General features: G+C 57.0%; 17 protein-coding genes. 1 reads left to right on the forward strand and 16 read right to left on the reverse strand.

Going from position 1 to position 16,136, the window contains the following annotated elements; translation table 11 throughout:
- Nucleotide 1: 1 nt before the first annotated feature.
- From ybgC to ACJU26_RS15390, 10 genes are all read right to left on the reverse strand, one after another.
- A complete protein-coding gene (gene ybgC, locus ACJU26_RS15345) occupies nt 2-424 on the reverse strand; it encodes a tol-pal system-associated acyl-CoA thioesterase (RefSeq protein WP_414041995.1) in 423 nt (140 codons plus the stop codon).
- Nucleotides 414-1,439: a Holliday junction branch migration DNA helicase RuvB gene (ruvB, locus tag ACJU26_RS15350; RefSeq protein ID WP_414040467.1), complete on the reverse strand. Its 1,026-nt coding sequence runs from the start codon at nt 1,437-1,439 to the stop codon at nt 414-416. Before ruvB ends, ybgC begins: the two co-directional genes overlap by 11 nt.
- A 42-nt stretch (nt 1,440-1,481) precedes the next feature.
- Nucleotides 1,482-2,063, reverse strand: coding sequence for a Holliday junction branch migration protein RuvA (gene ruvA / locus ACJU26_RS15355; RefSeq protein WP_414040468.1), 582 nt, complete (start codon nt 2,061-2,063; stop codon nt 1,482-1,484).
- Nucleotides 2,064-2,090: 27 nt separating this feature from the next.
- The gene (gene ruvC, locus ACJU26_RS15360; RefSeq protein WP_414041996.1) at nt 2,091-2,630 is read right to left on the reverse strand and encodes a crossover junction endodeoxyribonuclease RuvC; all 540 of its coding nucleotides are present in this window, start codon (nt 2,628-2,630) and stop codon (nt 2,091-2,093) included.
- Between the two features lie 33 nt (nt 2,631-2,663).
- Complete coding sequence (locus ACJU26_RS15365; protein WP_414040469.1) at nt 2,664-3,416, reverse strand: YebC/PmpR family DNA-binding transcriptional regulator; 753 nt, start codon at nt 3,414-3,416, stop codon at nt 2,664-2,666.
- A gap of 121 nt (nt 3,417-3,537) precedes the next feature.
- Entirely contained in the window at nt 3,538-4,152 is a 615-nt protein-coding gene (locus tag ACJU26_RS15370; RefSeq protein ID WP_414040470.1) for a lysophospholipid acyltransferase family protein, read from the reverse strand.
- 8 nt (nt 4,153-4,160) lie between these two features.
- Nucleotides 4,161-5,258 (reverse strand): quinolinate synthase NadA, encoded by a 1,098-nt coding sequence (nadA, locus tag ACJU26_RS15375; protein ID WP_414040471.1) that lies wholly within the window; start codon nt 5,256-5,258, stop codon nt 4,161-4,163.
- 46 nt (nt 5,259-5,304) lie between these two features.
- Nucleotides 5,305-5,754: a dihydroneopterin triphosphate diphosphatase gene (nudB, locus tag ACJU26_RS15380; RefSeq protein ID WP_414040472.1), complete on the reverse strand. Its 450-nt coding sequence runs from the start codon at nt 5,752-5,754 to the stop codon at nt 5,305-5,307.
- On the reverse strand, nt 5,738-7,528 hold the full coding sequence (aspS, locus tag ACJU26_RS15385; RefSeq protein WP_414040473.1) for an aspartate--tRNA ligase: 1,791 nt from the start codon (nt 7,526-7,528) through the stop codon (nt 5,738-5,740). The genes nudB and aspS overlap by 17 nt, the downstream gene beginning before the upstream one ends.
- 98 nt (nt 7,529-7,626) lie before the next feature.
- A complete protein-coding gene (locus tag ACJU26_RS15390; protein ID WP_414040474.1) occupies nt 7,627-7,884 on the reverse strand; it encodes an FmdB family zinc ribbon protein in 258 nt (85 codons plus the stop codon).
- A 107-nt stretch (nt 7,885-7,991) separates the two neighbouring features.
- Between ACJU26_RS15390 and ACJU26_RS15395 the strand changes: the two genes are divergently transcribed.
- Nucleotides 7,992-8,648, forward strand: coding sequence for a MarC family protein (locus tag ACJU26_RS15395; RefSeq protein WP_414040475.1), 657 nt, complete (start codon nt 7,992-7,994; stop codon nt 8,646-8,648).
- Here the strand turns inward: ACJU26_RS15395 and ACJU26_RS15400 are convergent, their stop codons facing one another.
- From ACJU26_RS15400 to ACJU26_RS15425, 6 genes are all read right to left on the reverse strand, one after another.
- On the reverse strand, nt 8,649-9,833 hold the full coding sequence (locus ACJU26_RS15400) for a type II secretion protein (protein WP_414040476.1): 1,185 nt from the start codon (nt 9,831-9,833) through the stop codon (nt 8,649-8,651).
- Nucleotides 9,823-11,271: a hypothetical protein gene (locus tag ACJU26_RS15405; RefSeq protein ID WP_414040477.1), complete on the reverse strand. Its 1,449-nt coding sequence runs from the start codon at nt 11,269-11,271 to the stop codon at nt 9,823-9,825. The genes ACJU26_RS15400 and ACJU26_RS15405 overlap by 11 nt, the downstream gene beginning before the upstream one ends.
- A 300-nt stretch (nt 11,272-11,571) precedes the next feature.
- Nucleotides 11,572-12,075: a hypothetical protein gene (locus tag ACJU26_RS15410; protein WP_414040478.1), complete on the reverse strand. Its 504-nt coding sequence runs from the start codon at nt 12,073-12,075 to the stop codon at nt 11,572-11,574.
- A gap of 22 nt (nt 12,076-12,097) precedes the next feature.
- On the reverse strand, nt 12,098-13,423 hold the full coding sequence (locus tag ACJU26_RS15415; RefSeq protein ID WP_414040479.1) for a porin: 1,326 nt from the start codon (nt 13,421-13,423) through the stop codon (nt 12,098-12,100).
- 190 nt (nt 13,424-13,613) lie between these two features.
- Nucleotides 13,614-14,945, reverse strand: coding sequence for a sugar porter family MFS transporter (locus ACJU26_RS15420; protein ID WP_414040480.1), 1,332 nt, complete (start codon nt 14,943-14,945; stop codon nt 13,614-13,616).
- Between the two features lie 73 nt (nt 14,946-15,018).
- Entirely contained in the window at nt 15,019-16,134 is a 1,116-nt protein-coding gene (locus ACJU26_RS15425) for an ABC transporter ATP-binding protein (RefSeq protein WP_414040481.1), read from the reverse strand.
- Between the last annotated feature and the right edge of the window lie 2 nt (nt 16,135-16,136).

The following is a 16,136-nucleotide window of genomic DNA, read 5'->3' on the forward strand; positions in this document are numbered from 1 at the left end:
CTCACGGGTGAACACGAAGAGGGAAGGCCTGCAGAAGTTCCGCAGGAAGAGCGTGGGGACGAAAGGTCTTGACTTCCAGGCAGACGACCTCTATTTCGCCGCTGCACAAAAGTTTTTCTTTTGCCGAAATATCCTGTTGAAAATTCATACGCACAGGGGTCTTGCGAGTGATGACCGATTTTATCTGAAGCAGATCATTAAAACGCGCCGGGGCACGAAAATCCAGATACGCGCGCCGCACCACAAAGAAGATTCCGGGATCCTGCTCCAACACATCCAGTTCATAGCCCTTTTCGCGCAGCATTTCCGTGCGGGCGCGCTCCATGAAGCGTAAATAATTGGCATGATACACCACTCCGCCGTGGTCCGTATCTTCATAATATACGCGTACCTGAAAGAGGCTAACCCCGGCATCAGAGCCCATCAAAAAGACCCCCGCGGTCCTTTGGCGCCGGTAAACCCAGGGCCAGATAACTCAGTTCCGTGGCACAGCGGCCACGGGGAGTGCGAATCAGATATCCGCGCTGAATCAGGAAGGGTTCCAGCACATCTTCAATCGTCCCGCGCTCCTCACCAATGGCGGCGGCCAGACTTTCGACCCCCACCGGCCCCCCCGCGAAACGGCCAATGACGGCTTGCAGGAGCTTGCGATCCTGTCCGTCAAAACCATGCTGATCCACCTCCATCAGGGTCAGAGCGGCTTCAGCGGTACGTTGATCGATTTCCCCGTTGCCTCGCACCTGGGCAAAATCCCGCACCCGCCGCAGCAGACGATTGGCAATACGCGGGGTCCCCCGGGCGCGCCGGGCAATTTCCTGGGCACCCCGCAAGTCCTGGACGGTGCCCAGAATGCTGGCGGAACGGGTCACAATCTGGGTCAATTCCATGTCACTGTAAAACTCCAGATGAAAACTGATGCCAAAGCGGTCACGCAATGGGGAAGTCAGCAAACCGGCGCGGGTGGTGGCGCCAATCAGGGTGAAGGGGGGCAGACCGATTTTGATGGAACGGGCCGCCGGCCCCTCGCCAATCAGAATATCCAGTTCGTAATCTTCCAGGGCCGGATAGAGAATTTCTTCGACCACAGGACTGAGGCGATGGATTTCATCCACAAACAACACATCATGAGGCTGGAGATTGGTCAAAATAGCCGCCAGATCCCCCGGCTTGTCGAGCACCGGGCCGGAGGTGACTTTCAAGCCGGCGCCCATTTCCTGGGCAATAATATGGGCCAAGGTGGTTTTGCCCAGCCCCGGAGGACCAAAGAGCAGCACATGATCCAGGGCTTCATGACGGCCTTTGGCCGCATCCATGTAAAGACCGAGGGTTTCGCGCAAGCGCGCCTGGCCGATGTACTCCGCCAGCAGCCGCGGACGCAGGGCACGATCCACCGCATCCGTATGGGTTTCCTCGGGGTTGAGCGGGCCTCTGTCCATCATGGGAATGTGACCATCGGAATGGTGGCGGGTTCCATAAAAAAATCAATGGCGTGAAAGCTGTTGCAAGGCATGACGAATCAGATCCTCAAGACCCAGCCCTTCGGCCAGGCTGGCAATCGCCTGACTGGCCTGAACAGGCTTATACCCCAAAGTCAGCAATGCGGCAACGGCTTCCTGTCGGGGGTCACCCGGTACCGCCCTTCCCATCGGCAAGGCGCTGATTCCACCCATTTTATCGCGTAACTCCACCACCAGTCGTTCCGCCGTTTTCGGGCCGATGCCGGGAATGGCGGTCAGTTGGGCGACATTCCCTTCTGCCACAGCCTGGCCGAGTTTTTCTGGGGACAGTCCCGAGAGACAAGCCAATGCCACCTTGCCGCCAATGCCGTTGACACGAATCAATAGACGAAAGGTATCGCGTTCGGCCACCGTCATGAAGCCATAGAGCAGATGGGCATCTTCCCGAATGGTCAGATGGGTGTGCACCAGCACGCTTTCCCCCGCATCGGCCATCTGATAGAAGCTGGACAGGGGCATTTCCAGCTCATAGCCGACCCCCTGAACCTCCAGCCAGAGCCAGGGGGGACGCTTCTGCACAATGACTCCGCGCAATGCGGTGATCATGGTAACCCTCGCTGCTCTAAAAGGTCATCAGGCATGACCAGAGACCAGCCAGCGCTGCCGGGTGCGGGCATGATGGGCATGGCAAATGGCACAGGCCAGGGCATCTGCGGCATCGGCCTGGGGATTTTTGTCGAGATGGAGTAGCCAGCGCACCATGCTCTGGACTTGTTCCTTGTCGGCATGCCCGGCACCCACCGAGGCTTTTTTGATCTGCAAGGCAGTATATTCTTCCACCGGCAGAGCCGCTTCCAGCAATGCCACCAGAGCCGCCCCTCGGGCCTGCCCAAGTTTCAGCGCGGAATCGGCATTGCGGGCCATGAATACCTGCTCGATGGCCGCCGTATCGGGTCGATATTCGAACAATACTTGGCTGAGCTCCCGATAAATGGTACCGATGCGCTCCAGAAAGGGACGTCCGGCCACATTCAGGCAACCATGGGCCACATGGCGCAACTGTCCCCGCTCATCGGACTCGATGATGCCATAGCCGGTGCGCAAAGACCCCGGATCAATGCCGATAATGCGCAAGAGCGTTGCCAATCGGGCAGGGAGAAACCGGAAGCGCATCCAGCGGATCATCCACGCTCATGACCACGCGCCTCAGGATGCCGCTTCCAGGCGGGCCATTTCGGCTTCACTGATTTCATAATTGGCGTACACATTTTGCACATCATCGTTTTCTTCGAGGAAATCAATGAGGCGCAACAACTTTTCCGCTTCTTCTCCACCGACTTCAATGGTGTTTTCCGGAATCATGGTCAGTTCGCTTTCTTCCGGCTGCAAACCGGCGGTCTCCAGCGCCAGCACCACGCTGTGCAAGTCGGTGGCGGCGGTATAAACGACAATACGCTCGCCTTCATTGACCACATCCTCGGCACCTGCTTCCAGAGCCACTTCGAGAATCTTGTCTTCATCGGCATCGGCAGGAAAAACAATCAATCCCAGCTTCTTGAACTGGTAGGCGACGGAGCCAGCGGTTCCCATATTGCCGCCCCGCTTGGAGAAAATATGCCGGATTTCCGCAACCGTGCGCACCTTGTTGTCGGTCATGGTCTCGATGAGAATGGCGACTCCTCCGGGACCATAACCCTCATAGGTTACTTCCTCGTAATCCACCCCTTCCAGTTCACCGGTACCCCGCTTGATCGCGCGCTCAATGGTGTCTTTGGTCATGTTCGCGCCATAGGCCTTGTCCAGAGCCAGACGCAGCCGGGAATTACTGCCAGGGTCTCCGCCACCGGCGCGGGCGGCCACGGTAATTTCGCGAATCAGACGGGTGAATATCTTACCCCGTTTGGCGTCTTTGAGCGCCTTCTTGAATTTGATGGTGGACCATTTGCTATGTCCGGACATAACCCACTCCTTGCTTCTGTAATGACTTATTCTGGATAAAATATCCATCATGATAGCGCAAAGGCGAGGAGGACGTCATGCCTGCTTTATCTGTTCTCGAAGCTGCCATTGAGCGAACGCATCACGCCAGGGTGGCAATGGCGCTCATGGTCGCGCCCAGGACTTCGGCGGCATCGGCACCCCGATGGAAATGCAGGGGGACGCCATAGCGCAGCAAGGGACGCTGACGGTGCAACCAGGTCTGCAGATCGGAGGAGGCCTGGCTGACACTGCCCACATGGGCGGGAACCACCGGGGCACCGCTTTCCCGGACCAGCCAGGCCAAGCCTTTCTGGATTTTCGAACGATTGATGCCACCCTCGGGAAAAATACCGAGCACCCGGCCCTCTTCCAGTATCCGTCGGGCCTGCAGGAGCGCCCGCACATCCCGACGATCACGGCGCACCGGGATGCTGTAGGTTTGCTCCAGCAGCCAGCGCATCCAGGGTTTATCGTAGTATTCCTGGGCGACCAGAAAGGATACGACCCGCGTGTTGCTGGCCACCAACAGCAGCGGGTCCAGCACTGACAGATGATTACAGGCCAGAATGGCTGCCCCTTCGGCCGGTATGGTACTGGCTTCCCAGTGGGCGCCTTGATAAAAACGGACATAGGCAGAAAGGAGCCCGTGCAGGGTGCGCTGGGTCAGCGACCATTCGCCGATGCTATCGGCAGGCGACGCAGCGGCGTGGGGCATGGCGAGCGTCAGGACACCGCCAGCATGCGTTCCAGGGCCAGGCGCGCCTGCGCGGCCGTTTCCGGCTCCACCTGAATACGGTTGCGCACCTGTCCGTCCAGCAGGTTTTCCAGGGAAATGGCCAGCTGCTCGGGATCAATGCGGAACATGGTCGAACACATGCAGACCATGGGCGACATGAATTCCACGGTCTTCCCTTCCGGGCGTACCTCATCGGCCAGACGGGTCACCAGGTTGATTTCGGTACCTACCAGCCACTCACTCCCGGCCGGCGCAGCCTTGACCGTGCGCAGGATGAAATCCGTGGAGCCGACCGCATCGGACATCCGGCAGACTTCAAAGGCGGATTCCGGGTGGGCAATCACCTGGCCCTGGGGATGATCCCGCCGCCAGCGCTCGATGTGGGCGGGCTGGAACATCTGGTGCACCGAGCAATGGCCTTTCCAGAGCAGAATCCGGGCGCGGCGAATTTCCTCGGGAGTCAGGCCGCCCAGGGGCAGGGCCGGATCCCAGACGGGCATATCCCGTAAGGGAATCCCCAACTGGTGGCCGGTCCAGCGGCCCAGATGCTGATCCGGGAAAAACAGGGCCTTGGGCCGCTGCTGAAAGGACCATTCCAGCACCTTGCGGGCATTGGATGAGGTGCAGACCGTACCACCGTGGGCTCCGCAAAAGGCCTTGAGGGCGGCGGAGGAGTTGACATAGGTGACCGGCGTGATTGCCTTCTCCACATCCAGCACCGTAGCGAGTTCTTCCCAGGCGCGTTGTACCTGGGGCATATCCGCCATGTCCGCCATGGAGCAACCGGCATTCAGGTCGGGCAAAATGCTGGCTTGGTCGGGACGGCTGAGAATATCGGCCACTTCCGCCATGAAGTGCACCCCACAAAATACGATGAACTCGGCTTCCTGCTCGGCTGCGGCACGGGATAACTGCAGGGAGTCCCCATGAAAATCGGCATGGCGATAAACTTCTTCGCGCTGGTAATGATGGCCGAGAATGACCACGCGCTTTCCCAGGGCGGCTTTTGCCCGCAGAATGCGCGTATCCAGATCGCCGCCAGCACTCCGCCGCAAGCCCTGCACCATCACTGTCTCTACACCCATAACCACCCTCTCAGGCGCTGTTGCGCGTGCAAATTGTCCTTCAACGTTACGAAGCCGCCTGCCTTGCGTCAAGGCGTGCCCCAAAATGGCGATAAATCGCATCGCGATTGGTCCAGGATCCGGTGCGCCGGGCGGCCTCGGCTGCTGGTAACCAGGCGTAACCCACATGCTCTCGTGGCCGCAGTTGCGGCAGATCTGGAGCTGGCAAGGCCAGGGTGAATATGCGTTCTTCGTTGAACTCCACCTCCGGCGCGTAACGCTCCCGCCAGGGAGGGACGATGGGAAACCGGTTACGTACTCCCGTATCCACCATATTTTCTGCGACAAATCCGGTTTCCTCGCGCAGTTCGCGAACGGCCGCATCCCACCACGATTCTCCCGGCTCCAGACTCCCGGTAACCGACTGCCAGAACCCTTCGGGCCAGGCGCGCTCCAGCAGCAAGACCTGTTCACCGGAGTAAATCATGACCAGCACCGACTCAGGGATTTTGAACATCCGCTCCCACTCCAGGCCGCAGACGGATACCCAACTCCTGCAACTGCTTGTCCGCCACCACCCCCGGGGCCTCGGTCAACAAGCAACCGGCTTTCTGGGTTTTGGGGAAAGCAATGACGTCGCGGATGGTCTCCGCGCCGGACATGAGCATGACCAGACGATCCAGACCGAAAGCCAGGCCGCCATGGGGTGGCGCGCCATAATGGAGGGCGTCCAGAAGGAAACCAAATTTGTCCCGCGCCTCTGCTTCACCAATGCCCAGAGCCGCAAACACTTTTTCCTGGACTTTTTCCTGATGGATACGAATGCTGCCGCCGCCGATTTCATTGCCGTTCAGCACCAGATCATAGGCGCGAGCCAACGCCGCACCCGGATTCTCCGTCAAGCTTTCCAGATGGGCATTTTGTGGTGCGGTAAAGGGATGATGGGTGGAGCTCCAGCGGTCTTCCTTCTCGTCATAATCAAACATGGGAAAATCCGTGACCCAGACCGGCCGCCATACGCCTTCCAGCAGATTCAGGTCGGCAGCCAGACGATTGCGCAGATTGCCCAACGCCTCGTTGACCACCTTGGCGCTGTCCGCTCCGAAAAAGAGCATATCGCCCACGGTGGCACCGCTGCGCTGGAGAATCTCCTGCAGGACTTCGGGGGTCAGAAACTTGACGATGGGTGACTGCAATCCCTCAGCACCCTGATCCAGGGCGTTGACCTTGATCCAGGCCAGGCCCTTGGCGCCGTATATCGCCGCAAACTGGGTGTATTGGTCAATCTGGGTACGGCTGAGCTGGGCACCGCCGGGAACCCGCAGGCAGGCGACCCGACCATGCGGCCGTTCCGCCGCATCCCGAAATACCTTGAATTCGACGCCGCGCATCAGGTCGCTGAGCTCGGTCAGCTCCAGGGGGTTGCGCAAATCAGGACGATCCACTCCAAAGCGGCGTATGGCATCAGCGTAAGTCATGCGGGGAAAAGGATTGGGCAATTCCACACCGAGCACCTCCGCAAAGAGGCCGCGAATCATCGGCTCGGCAATGCCCATCACCGCTTCTTCATCCACAAAAGAAGCTTCCATGTCGATCTGGGTGAATTCCGGTTGCCGGTCAGCGCGCAGATCTTCATCCCGGAAACACTTGGTAATCTGATAATAACGATCCATGCCCGCGACCATCAGCAACTGCTTGAACAACTGAGGACTTTGGGGCAGGGCGAAAAAATGGCCGGGCTGGGTCCGGGAGGGCACCAGGTAATCCCGCGCCCCTTCGGGGGTGGAACGGGTCAGGACGGGGGTCTCGATGTCCATGAATCCGGCATCATCCAGATAACGCCGCACGTAACGGGTGATCTGATGACGCAGGCGCAGGCGGGCCAGCATTTCCGGGCGACGCAAATCCAGATAGCGGTATTTGAGGCGCAGGTTTTCGGCGATGTCCTGTTCATCCAGGGGAAAGGGAACCGGCTCGGAGCGATTGAGGATTTCGATACGCACCGCCATGAGTTCGACCTTGCCACTGGGCATATGGGGATTTTCCGTACCCGCTGGCCGCGCCCGCAATACGCCCTCGACGCTCAGAACAAATTCGTTGCGGCATTCATTGGCCGCGGTAAAGGCTTCCGCCTGATCGGGATCCGCCACTACCTGAACCAGCCCCTCCCGATCCCTGAGATCGATGAAAATCACCCCGCCATGATCGCGACGACGCTGGACCCAACCACATAAGCGGACGGTCTGCCCTATCAGGTTCTCGTTAATGTCATTACAATAATGTGTCCGCATGTTGCGTCCCGTGTAGTCAGTCAAAATGCCTCATCAAACAACAAAAGGCCGCCTGACCGGCGGCCCGCACACAATCTAGTCCCGCTGCAGGCGCTGCGTCAATGACAGGCGCAACTGCCGCCAGAACAAGCGGGCGCGGCACTGGCGGCTTCACTTTTGGCGGAGCCGCTCTTGCTACCCTTGAAATCTGTTTCGTACCAGCCAGATCCCTTTAATGCAAAAACGCCGGCGCTGAGCTGCCGCTCCAGCCCCGGCTTACCACAGGCAGGACAGTCCGTCAGACGGGCATCGCTCATGCGCTGTTCCACGCTCAGGTGATGTCCACAGTCCTTGCATACATACTCATAAGTTGGCATCGTATCGACTCCGTATTAGGTGTAACTGAATATGCTAATAAATACGTCTTCAGGCAGTATTTTTCAAGCGTTCTGTGCATCGCACAGTCTGTTACGGTAATTAAGTCATGTCCATCGCGCCTGAACTGCATAACGCCCTGCAAACCCTGATTGCCCTGCTCGCCATTCTCAATCCCATCGGGGCCATTCCCATTTTCATTGCCCTGACGGCCGACGAAGATCCGGCCCAACAACTGGCGACCATCAAACTGGCCTCCCGATCCGTCGCCATCGTGTTGCTCATTGCGGCCTTTCTGGGGGAGTACATTCTGCAGTTTTTCGGCATCAGCATCGCTGCCTTTCAGGTGGCGGGCGGCATGGTCCTGATGCTGCTGGCTTTCAACATGTTACAGGCAAAATCCAGTCGTTATCGCCATACTCCGGAAGAAACGGCTGAAGGCATGAGCAAGGAGGAGGTGGCGGTAGTGCCCCTGGCCATTCCCTTGATGGCGGGTCCGGGCACCATGATCACCGTGATTATTGCTCATCACAAAAACGCCTCCTGGTTTGCCAGTGGCTTGCTGGTTCTGGACATCCTGATCATTGCTGGTGTCGCTTATGCGGCACTGCGCCTGGCACGACCCCTGTCGCGGCGTCTGGGCGTGACCGGCATCAATATTTCTACCCGAATATTTGGACTGGTCCTCGCGGCCATTGCCGTCACCTTTATTGCCAATGGTCTGGCGGCGCTGTTCCCGGGTCTGGTGCATGTCAGCACCGCCTGATCAGGGCTTGAGATCGCGGCCGATACCATATTTGAGTCGCCGTACGGGCAGGTACCAGCGCAGTCCATCCAGTAACATCAAGGCCCCCGCCCCGATCAGGAGGTAGTCGCTGAAACCATAGGGGGTCGCACCGAGTATTTTGTGAATGGCGATCCCCAGACCGATGAAGGCCACCCCTGAGCGAATCAGGGAAAGCCCGGTGCGCGCCCGGGCATAGGAAGCCCGGTGGCTGGCGGCGATGGTGCGCTGGGCGGCGAGCATGTTGCGCTCCCGTGCCAGATGGGTCCGCTCCTTGCTGGCTGGAACCGGGCGCAGGATGGAACAGTAATGCGGAATCGCCGCAGCCAATCGCGCCAGGGCACTGTCATCCTCTGCCTTGATGGGCGCCTCCGGCAAATGGTAGCGATCGGTGAAGCGCACATTTTCGGTGGTGATATCAATCAGGGCACGCTGACAGGGCAGATCCATGCTGGCGCTGCGTACTTTCAGGTAATCCAGCAGACCGATGAGGGCCAGCACGATGCCCATCAGCAGAATCCACAGATGATAGGGCGTCAGCAGATTGCTGGTGATCCGGGTCAATACATTGGAAAGGGCAACCATGACCAGACCCCAGCGCAGCAGCTTCATGGACGTCCGGGCGCGGGCATGGGCGGTGCGGTGGGCAGCGAGTTTGGTGCGCCAGAGCGCCATGGTATTGCGCCACCAGGCGAGGCCAGTGCGCTCAATGCCGATGAGCAAGGGGGCCTCGGCATGGAGATAATCCTGTATATACCAGCGCAAATCCTCCTTGAGGGCAACCCGAAATTCGTAGTTTTTTGCCGGAACCAACTGCTCTACCTGCGCACGCATGCTCTGGCTGCTGGGGTCAGCGGCGGCGATGACGACGGTATCGCCCAACTGCCGGATCGGGAACCACTCCCCGGTCCGCAGTACCTGCCTATCCAGACCGGCAAACAGCTCTGAGGGAACCGGCAACCGCTCGTCATACTGGATGAAGGCACAGTCATGATGCCGAGCCAGGGCTTCCAGCAGGACACAGCGCGATATGTCACACTCCTTCAGCAAAATGCGCTCGGCATCAATACCGCGCCGGGAGGCGCTGGATATGACCTCCTGGAACTGCGTTTCGCTGAGGAGGCCTGCTTCGACCAGATGATGATAGGGTGACATTTCAATGTTCATGGGGATACTGGGTGCGCTTCCAGGCGCTTTTCGGGAGGCTGTAGTCGGCATCGGCAATTTCAAAACGATTGTCGAGAAAAGGAGAGCGGCGCTTGACCTTTTCTGCTGGCAGATACCAGCGCAGGCCATCGGCAATCAGATAGAGACCAATAATCACCAGGAGCATATCAAAAACGGTCCAGAGAATGTCGACATGACCGGTAAATTCGAAATAAATATATAATCCGGCACCAACGGTCATGATGCTGAAGCCGGTCCGAATGAAGGCCATTCCGGTGCGGGCCCGGGCCATGACCGTGCGCAATCGCGACATGCCGTTGCGTTGGTCGGCAAGCACCGTGCGTTCCAGGGCCAGGCCGGTCGTCGCAAAAACCCCGGGCCGGGCCTGCTCGCCATTGGCCTCGACAACCGGGTCCAATTTGTGGGTATAAAGACACAAGGAAGGAAAAATCAGGTCCCAGGGGCCCCGTTTGCCGCGGGCATTGCCCACGGCTTCCTGCGCCAGATTCGCCGCATCGCGTCCGGGATGGTACCAGAGAAAACCCTCCACCAGCATGAAGACACCAATGACAATCAGACTCCAGTCGAAAATCGACCAGGGACCGGGGGGAAACTTGCGAATGAAGCCAATGCCGATGGCCGCGAAGGCCACACCCGTACGGGCAAAAGCCAGTCCGGTCCGGGCCTTGGCCATCATGGTCCGCAGATAGGCCAGAATCGTCCGCTCTTCAGCCAGATCGGTCCGATCATTGGCCAGAAACCGGCGCCTTTCAACGGGAGACAAGGCATCCCAGGCTTCTCGCAGGGCGGCAGCACCCTCGACCACCGGACTCCGCTGGAATATCATCTGCCCGCCCGGATCCCTCACAGCCAGGGCCGAATAGTTGGCCGGGACAGCATAGGGCCGATAGGTTTTGATGGCATTCGACTCTTTCCGCGCCGGCAGATACCAGAGCAGGCCATCGATCATGGCGAGAATCCCAAAAACCAGCAGCGGAATTTCAAAGAACAGTAAGGCTCCTCCGCCAAACAGACGCAAAAAAGCAACGCCGATACTGGTCAAGGCCACCCCGGTACGCGCCAGGGCCAAACCGGTTCGACTGCGGGCAAAGCGGGTGCGCTGGGCAGAATAACGGGTGCGTTGCCCGGCCAGATAGGTCCTTACTTTGGCCAGCGGCGTCCGTCCACCATTGACGGGGAAGCCGGCATTCAGATCGGCACTGTTTTCGATCAGGCGAATCAGGTCGGGGCGGGTCGCGACCCGCAAAGTCAACTTTTCAACCCCGAGCGTCTTGCGGATATGGGCCAGCAGGTCTGCATCTTCGGGGCTACAGACGATGACTTCAGCCTGCTCGGCAGTCCAGGCCACGGGCAGCCATAATTCAGATCTGAGGGTATCCACATCCAGCTTGCGCAGGATGCCCTGTGGTGCTGTCAATCCTTCATCATATTCAACCACAGGCCATAGGTAACCGACAGACAGCTCATTGAGTTGTTGCTCTTTTTTTAATGTTTCTGCGTTTATCGTCATACTCCAAAAATGGTCAGCGGCAATAACCCATCGCGTTAGCAGGTCATTTTCGCACAGCAGCTCATGCAAACCGCGCATTATAATCAAATCAGAGGAGCAGTGACTAGGCCGGTTGATCCGGGCCTTACCTCGCCCCATAAAAAAGGATGCATAAGCAGCTCGCTGCCTTTTGCATCCCAAGGACGGAAGGACGATCAAAAACGAGGATCAGGGCTTTACGTAGGCAAAGCCGGCATGTTCCAGCTGCATGATGCGGACGATACCGGCCGGGACGATGACCACTGAGGGATCCAGCTTGGGCAGATGGCCGGTTTTTTGCTTGAAGGCTTCCATGCTGTTATGACAGACATCAAATTCCACACCCTCCGCATTGATCGCCGCAATTCGACTCGCTACCGGACTGTTGGGCAGATACATCTTGATGCCTGGACCAAAAGCCACCACCACTATCTGCACTTTCTCCTGGCCAAAATAATTGAGCAGATTCTGGGCGTTATTCAGAGTGAGCGTCCAGCGTGCGGGATTATCCTGACTGACCTGAATGACCACATGATGCTGAGCAAAGGGGAGGTCATGAACAAAAGTGGGATGATTAAAATGAAAATCGTGCAGCATGGAAACATTGGCCGAGGCTGTAGTCATGCCCAGCAACCCCATGACGGGTAAGACACTGGCGAATACTGCCGCTTTCATAAAACTCTTCATAAACATTACTATCTCCTCGCTATGAGCATCAAAAGGCAATCATTGCCTGCATGGCAAATTCATTATCCACCGCATTGGAAATACTGTCCGCTACTGGATTAGGTTGGTGCGGTGCATCCAGAGTCCGGAAATAATAACCCGCCATGATTTTGGTCAGCGGTGTGAAATGGTATTGCAGACCGATGGCCCAGGTTTTGAAAATGCGTTGCTGTGCCGGATCATTGGGCAAGCGATCGTAGTAGTCATAACGCAAATTCACTTCAATATGCTTGGTCAAAAACAGCCCTCCCTCCAGCATATAACCATTGGCCTTGTTCTGGCTGCCGGGATAAAGCTGGGTATGGGTGAGGGGGGCAACAAGGCCTGGAGCACTACTGAAGGCTGCCGGTGCCGATATCCAGCCTGAACCCCGGATATACTGGAAACGGAATTGCCGTCCCCATGGATGCATATACCCCTGCAAATACTGCAGGTCCACCCCATAGCGATTCATGCTGTAGCTGGTGCCATTCAATTCTGGGCTGGCATGCTGATACCAGACCCCCGCCTGAATATCACTGCGAAAAGGCCCCTTCCCACCGAATATATAGGCTTCCTGGAGACGGGCCGCATAAAGGGGACTACTGGATTGATTCCCCGCCGCCACGGTGCCGAACATGCCGATCATGGCACCGTAGGTGAACTCCCAATGCCCATTACGGAACCAGTCGAAGGCCATGATGCCGGGATAGCGGAAACCATTGACACCCAGCGACTCTTGGCCATTAATCAGGTAGGCGTTTAACTTGGGATTAATTTTGTATGGAGTGCTGGAATTATACATGGGTTGTTGCATCAACTGCCCGATGACCGTTGGTGACAATACAAAATTGTAACTCATGAATCCTTGCAAGGCGCCTTCCGCGCTCGGCGCACGAATCAACCCCGCTTCAATGCGGGCACCGGGAATATAACTGAAGGTGAAATGCCCATCAATCAGACCCGGTTGATATCCTCCCCGCACATGGGTAAACCCATTGTCGCCAAACTCCCCACCAAAGAAATAGGAAATATGCTTGTTCAGATTTCCCCGAAACATGATCCGGGCACGTAAAACATTGGCGGTAGTACTCTGAGAAAATTCTGGCGCTATGAGATCAATATGGGGGATCTGGTTTTTTTCAAAACTGTCTTCATTCCCGGGCTGGGCATATAAACTGGGTTCAATAAATCCAGAAACACCGAATATGGGCGCCTTTGGTGGAGAGGTGTCTTGTAACTCAAACCAGTTGGCGGCATGGGCCAGTGGCGCCACTCCGAACATGGCTGCCGCAATGATGAGTGCATTCCTGGAAAACGGGGGACCTTTGTACATGTTCAATGACCTCGCGGTGTTCTGGCTGTATATTTAGTTTTTCATCTGCTGATTCCTGCTCTGCAAAACCTGAGCAATTTCCATACCAAGAAAAATCTTCTGTATTTTTCTTAACAATCCTGCTCAGGCGGACGAAACAGCACAAGGACTTGTGCTTAAATGAACACTACCAATCTGTGATATTCGATTATTAGTTATCACTGATAAATTGCTGCTCTATTTGTTCCAGGCTCAGACCCTTGGTTTCCGGTACCATTTTTAGGGTGAAAATAATGGCCAGAAGCGTCATTGCCGCGTAAATCAGAAAAGTGCCTCCCCGACCAATGGTTGCCACGAGGTCCAGAAAAACACCGGCCACCAGCATGTTGGCGAGCCAATTGATGACCGTGGCGAGACTCATGCCGCGCCCACGAATGGCCAGGGGGAAGATTTCGGAAATCAGCAACCAGAATACCGGCCCGATACTCATGGCAAAAAAGGCGACAAAGACTGCCGAGGCCAGAACGATGAGGATGGCCCCAGCCATCCCTTGCAAGTGCAGAAAAAATCCTGCGGAGAGAACCAGCAGGCAGAACAACATTCCCCACAAGCCCCACAACAACAACTTGCGGCGGCCCAGGCTGTCCAGAAAACGCATGGCCAGGACCGTCGCCAAGACATTGACCAGACCAATACCTCCTGTTGCCAGAATAGCCATGAAAGGAGAAGACAAACCGGTTTCCTGAAAAATCTTGGGGGCAAAGTACAACACCACATTGATTCCGGTGACTTGCTGAAACGCAGCCAGACCCAAGCCAATGGTCATCATCCGGCGCAGCTTCCGGTTCTGAAACAGGACGCGCAAGCTCGTACCCCGGGTACTTTTTTCTGCGTTACCCTGTTGCAAGGAAGTCAGCTCTTCCGTCACTCGGGTAGTGCTGCGCAAATATTGCAGGGCCGCTTCAGCCCGTGCGATGAATCCTTGTTTGATGAGCCAACGCGGGCTTTCAGGCAACACCCACATTCCCACCAAAAGAATGATGGCGGGTAAGGCACCCAGCCCTAGCATCCAGCGCCAGCCGCTGGCAAAATCGGCAAAAAACAGGTCTACCCCATAGGAAATGAAAATTCCGATGCTGATGTATAATTGATTGATGGTCACAATGGACCCGCGCCTTGCGGGGGTGGTGATTTCGGCCAGATAGAGGGGGGTCACGGTTGAGGCCACGCCAATGGCGAGTCCCAGCAAGGCGCGTCCGAGAAAAAGTATTGCCACCGTGTTCGCCAACGCTGCCAGCAGGCTTCCCAGAACAAATAATGCCGCCGTTGCCAATAATACCCGGCGCCGTCCCCAGCGATCAGCGAATATGCCGGCAATGGCGGCGCCCAGCGCGGCACCCGCCAGGGCCACCGCCACAAACAAGCCCTGCATGCTGCCATTCAGCTGAAAATCATGCGCCAGAAACAGCAAGACCCCGGCAACCACCCCGGTACCATAACCGAAAAGAAGTCCCCCCAGACCGGCAATGACCGCAATCAGCATAAAGCGTCGGTCCCGATGTTTTAGAGACCCTTCGGGTTGCAGCATGCCACCCCCAAAACTTCAGATCGTCCGATTACGCCAGGCGTTGCCCATCATCCGGATCGAAGAATACGGCCCGCTCCATGTGAAAGGAAAGGGGTGTGTTGGCGCCCTGCGCCAGCTTTGTCGATGGATGCACACGGGCTACCAATGGGGTTTTGTTCAGGCGCGTAAAAACCAGGATATCCGCACCCGTAGGCTCGATCATTTCCACCTTGAGTTCCATGGTATGCAGGGCACTCCCTTCACGGGCGCTGCCCGGATCGGTAATCTGTTCCGGCCGGATACCCAGAATGACCTTGCGATCCACGGCGCTTTTCAGACGGGACTGCAGGACGGGGGGAAGAGGCAAACGGGATCCGGTCTGATCATCTTCGCGGGCTTCCAGCCAGACGGTTCCGTCGCTCTGGCAAACCGTGACCGGGATGAAATTCATGGAGGGAGAGCCCATGAAACCCGCGACAAAACGATTGACGGGATCATTGTATATGGCATCGGGCGTCCCCAACTGCTGAATGATGCCATCATTCAGCACGGCAATGAGATCTCCCATGGTCATGGCCTCAATCTGATCATGGGTAACATAAACCATGGTCGTCTTCAGTTGTTGATGCAGGCGTTTGATTTCCGTGCGCATTTCAACACGCAGCTTGGCGTCCAGATTGGACAGGGGCTCGTCAAAAAGAAATAGCGCGGGGCGCCGGGCAATCGCCCGGCCAATGGCTACCCGCTGCTGCTGTCCGCCGGAAAGCTGGCGTGGGCGACGATCCAGAAGGTGATCCAGCTGCAGCATGTGCGCAACCTCCTGAAGGATCTGTTCGCGTTCTTGCTTGGGCACATGGCGGTTGACCAGCCCGAAAAGAATATTGTCGCGCACCGACATGGAGGGATATAAAGCGTAGGACTGAAACACCATGGCGATGTCCCGGTCTTTGGGGCTGAGATCATTCACTCGCCGATCATTGATCAGGATATCTCCGGCACTTTCTCTCTCCAGACCGGCAATGATATTCAATAAGGTGGTTTTTCCACAGCCCGAAGGCCCAACCAGTATCAGAAACTGGTTTTCATCGGTTTCTATATTGATTCCATGCAGCACTTCGTCCTTGCCAAAGGTTTTATGAATATTCTTGAGTATCAGGCGTCCCATGC

Origin of the sequence: Acidithiobacillus sp. M4-SHS-6, from assembly GCF_047421495.1 — a bacterium.
Classification (GTDB): Bacteria; Pseudomonadota; Gammaproteobacteria; order Acidithiobacillales; family Acidithiobacillaceae; genus Acidithiobacillus.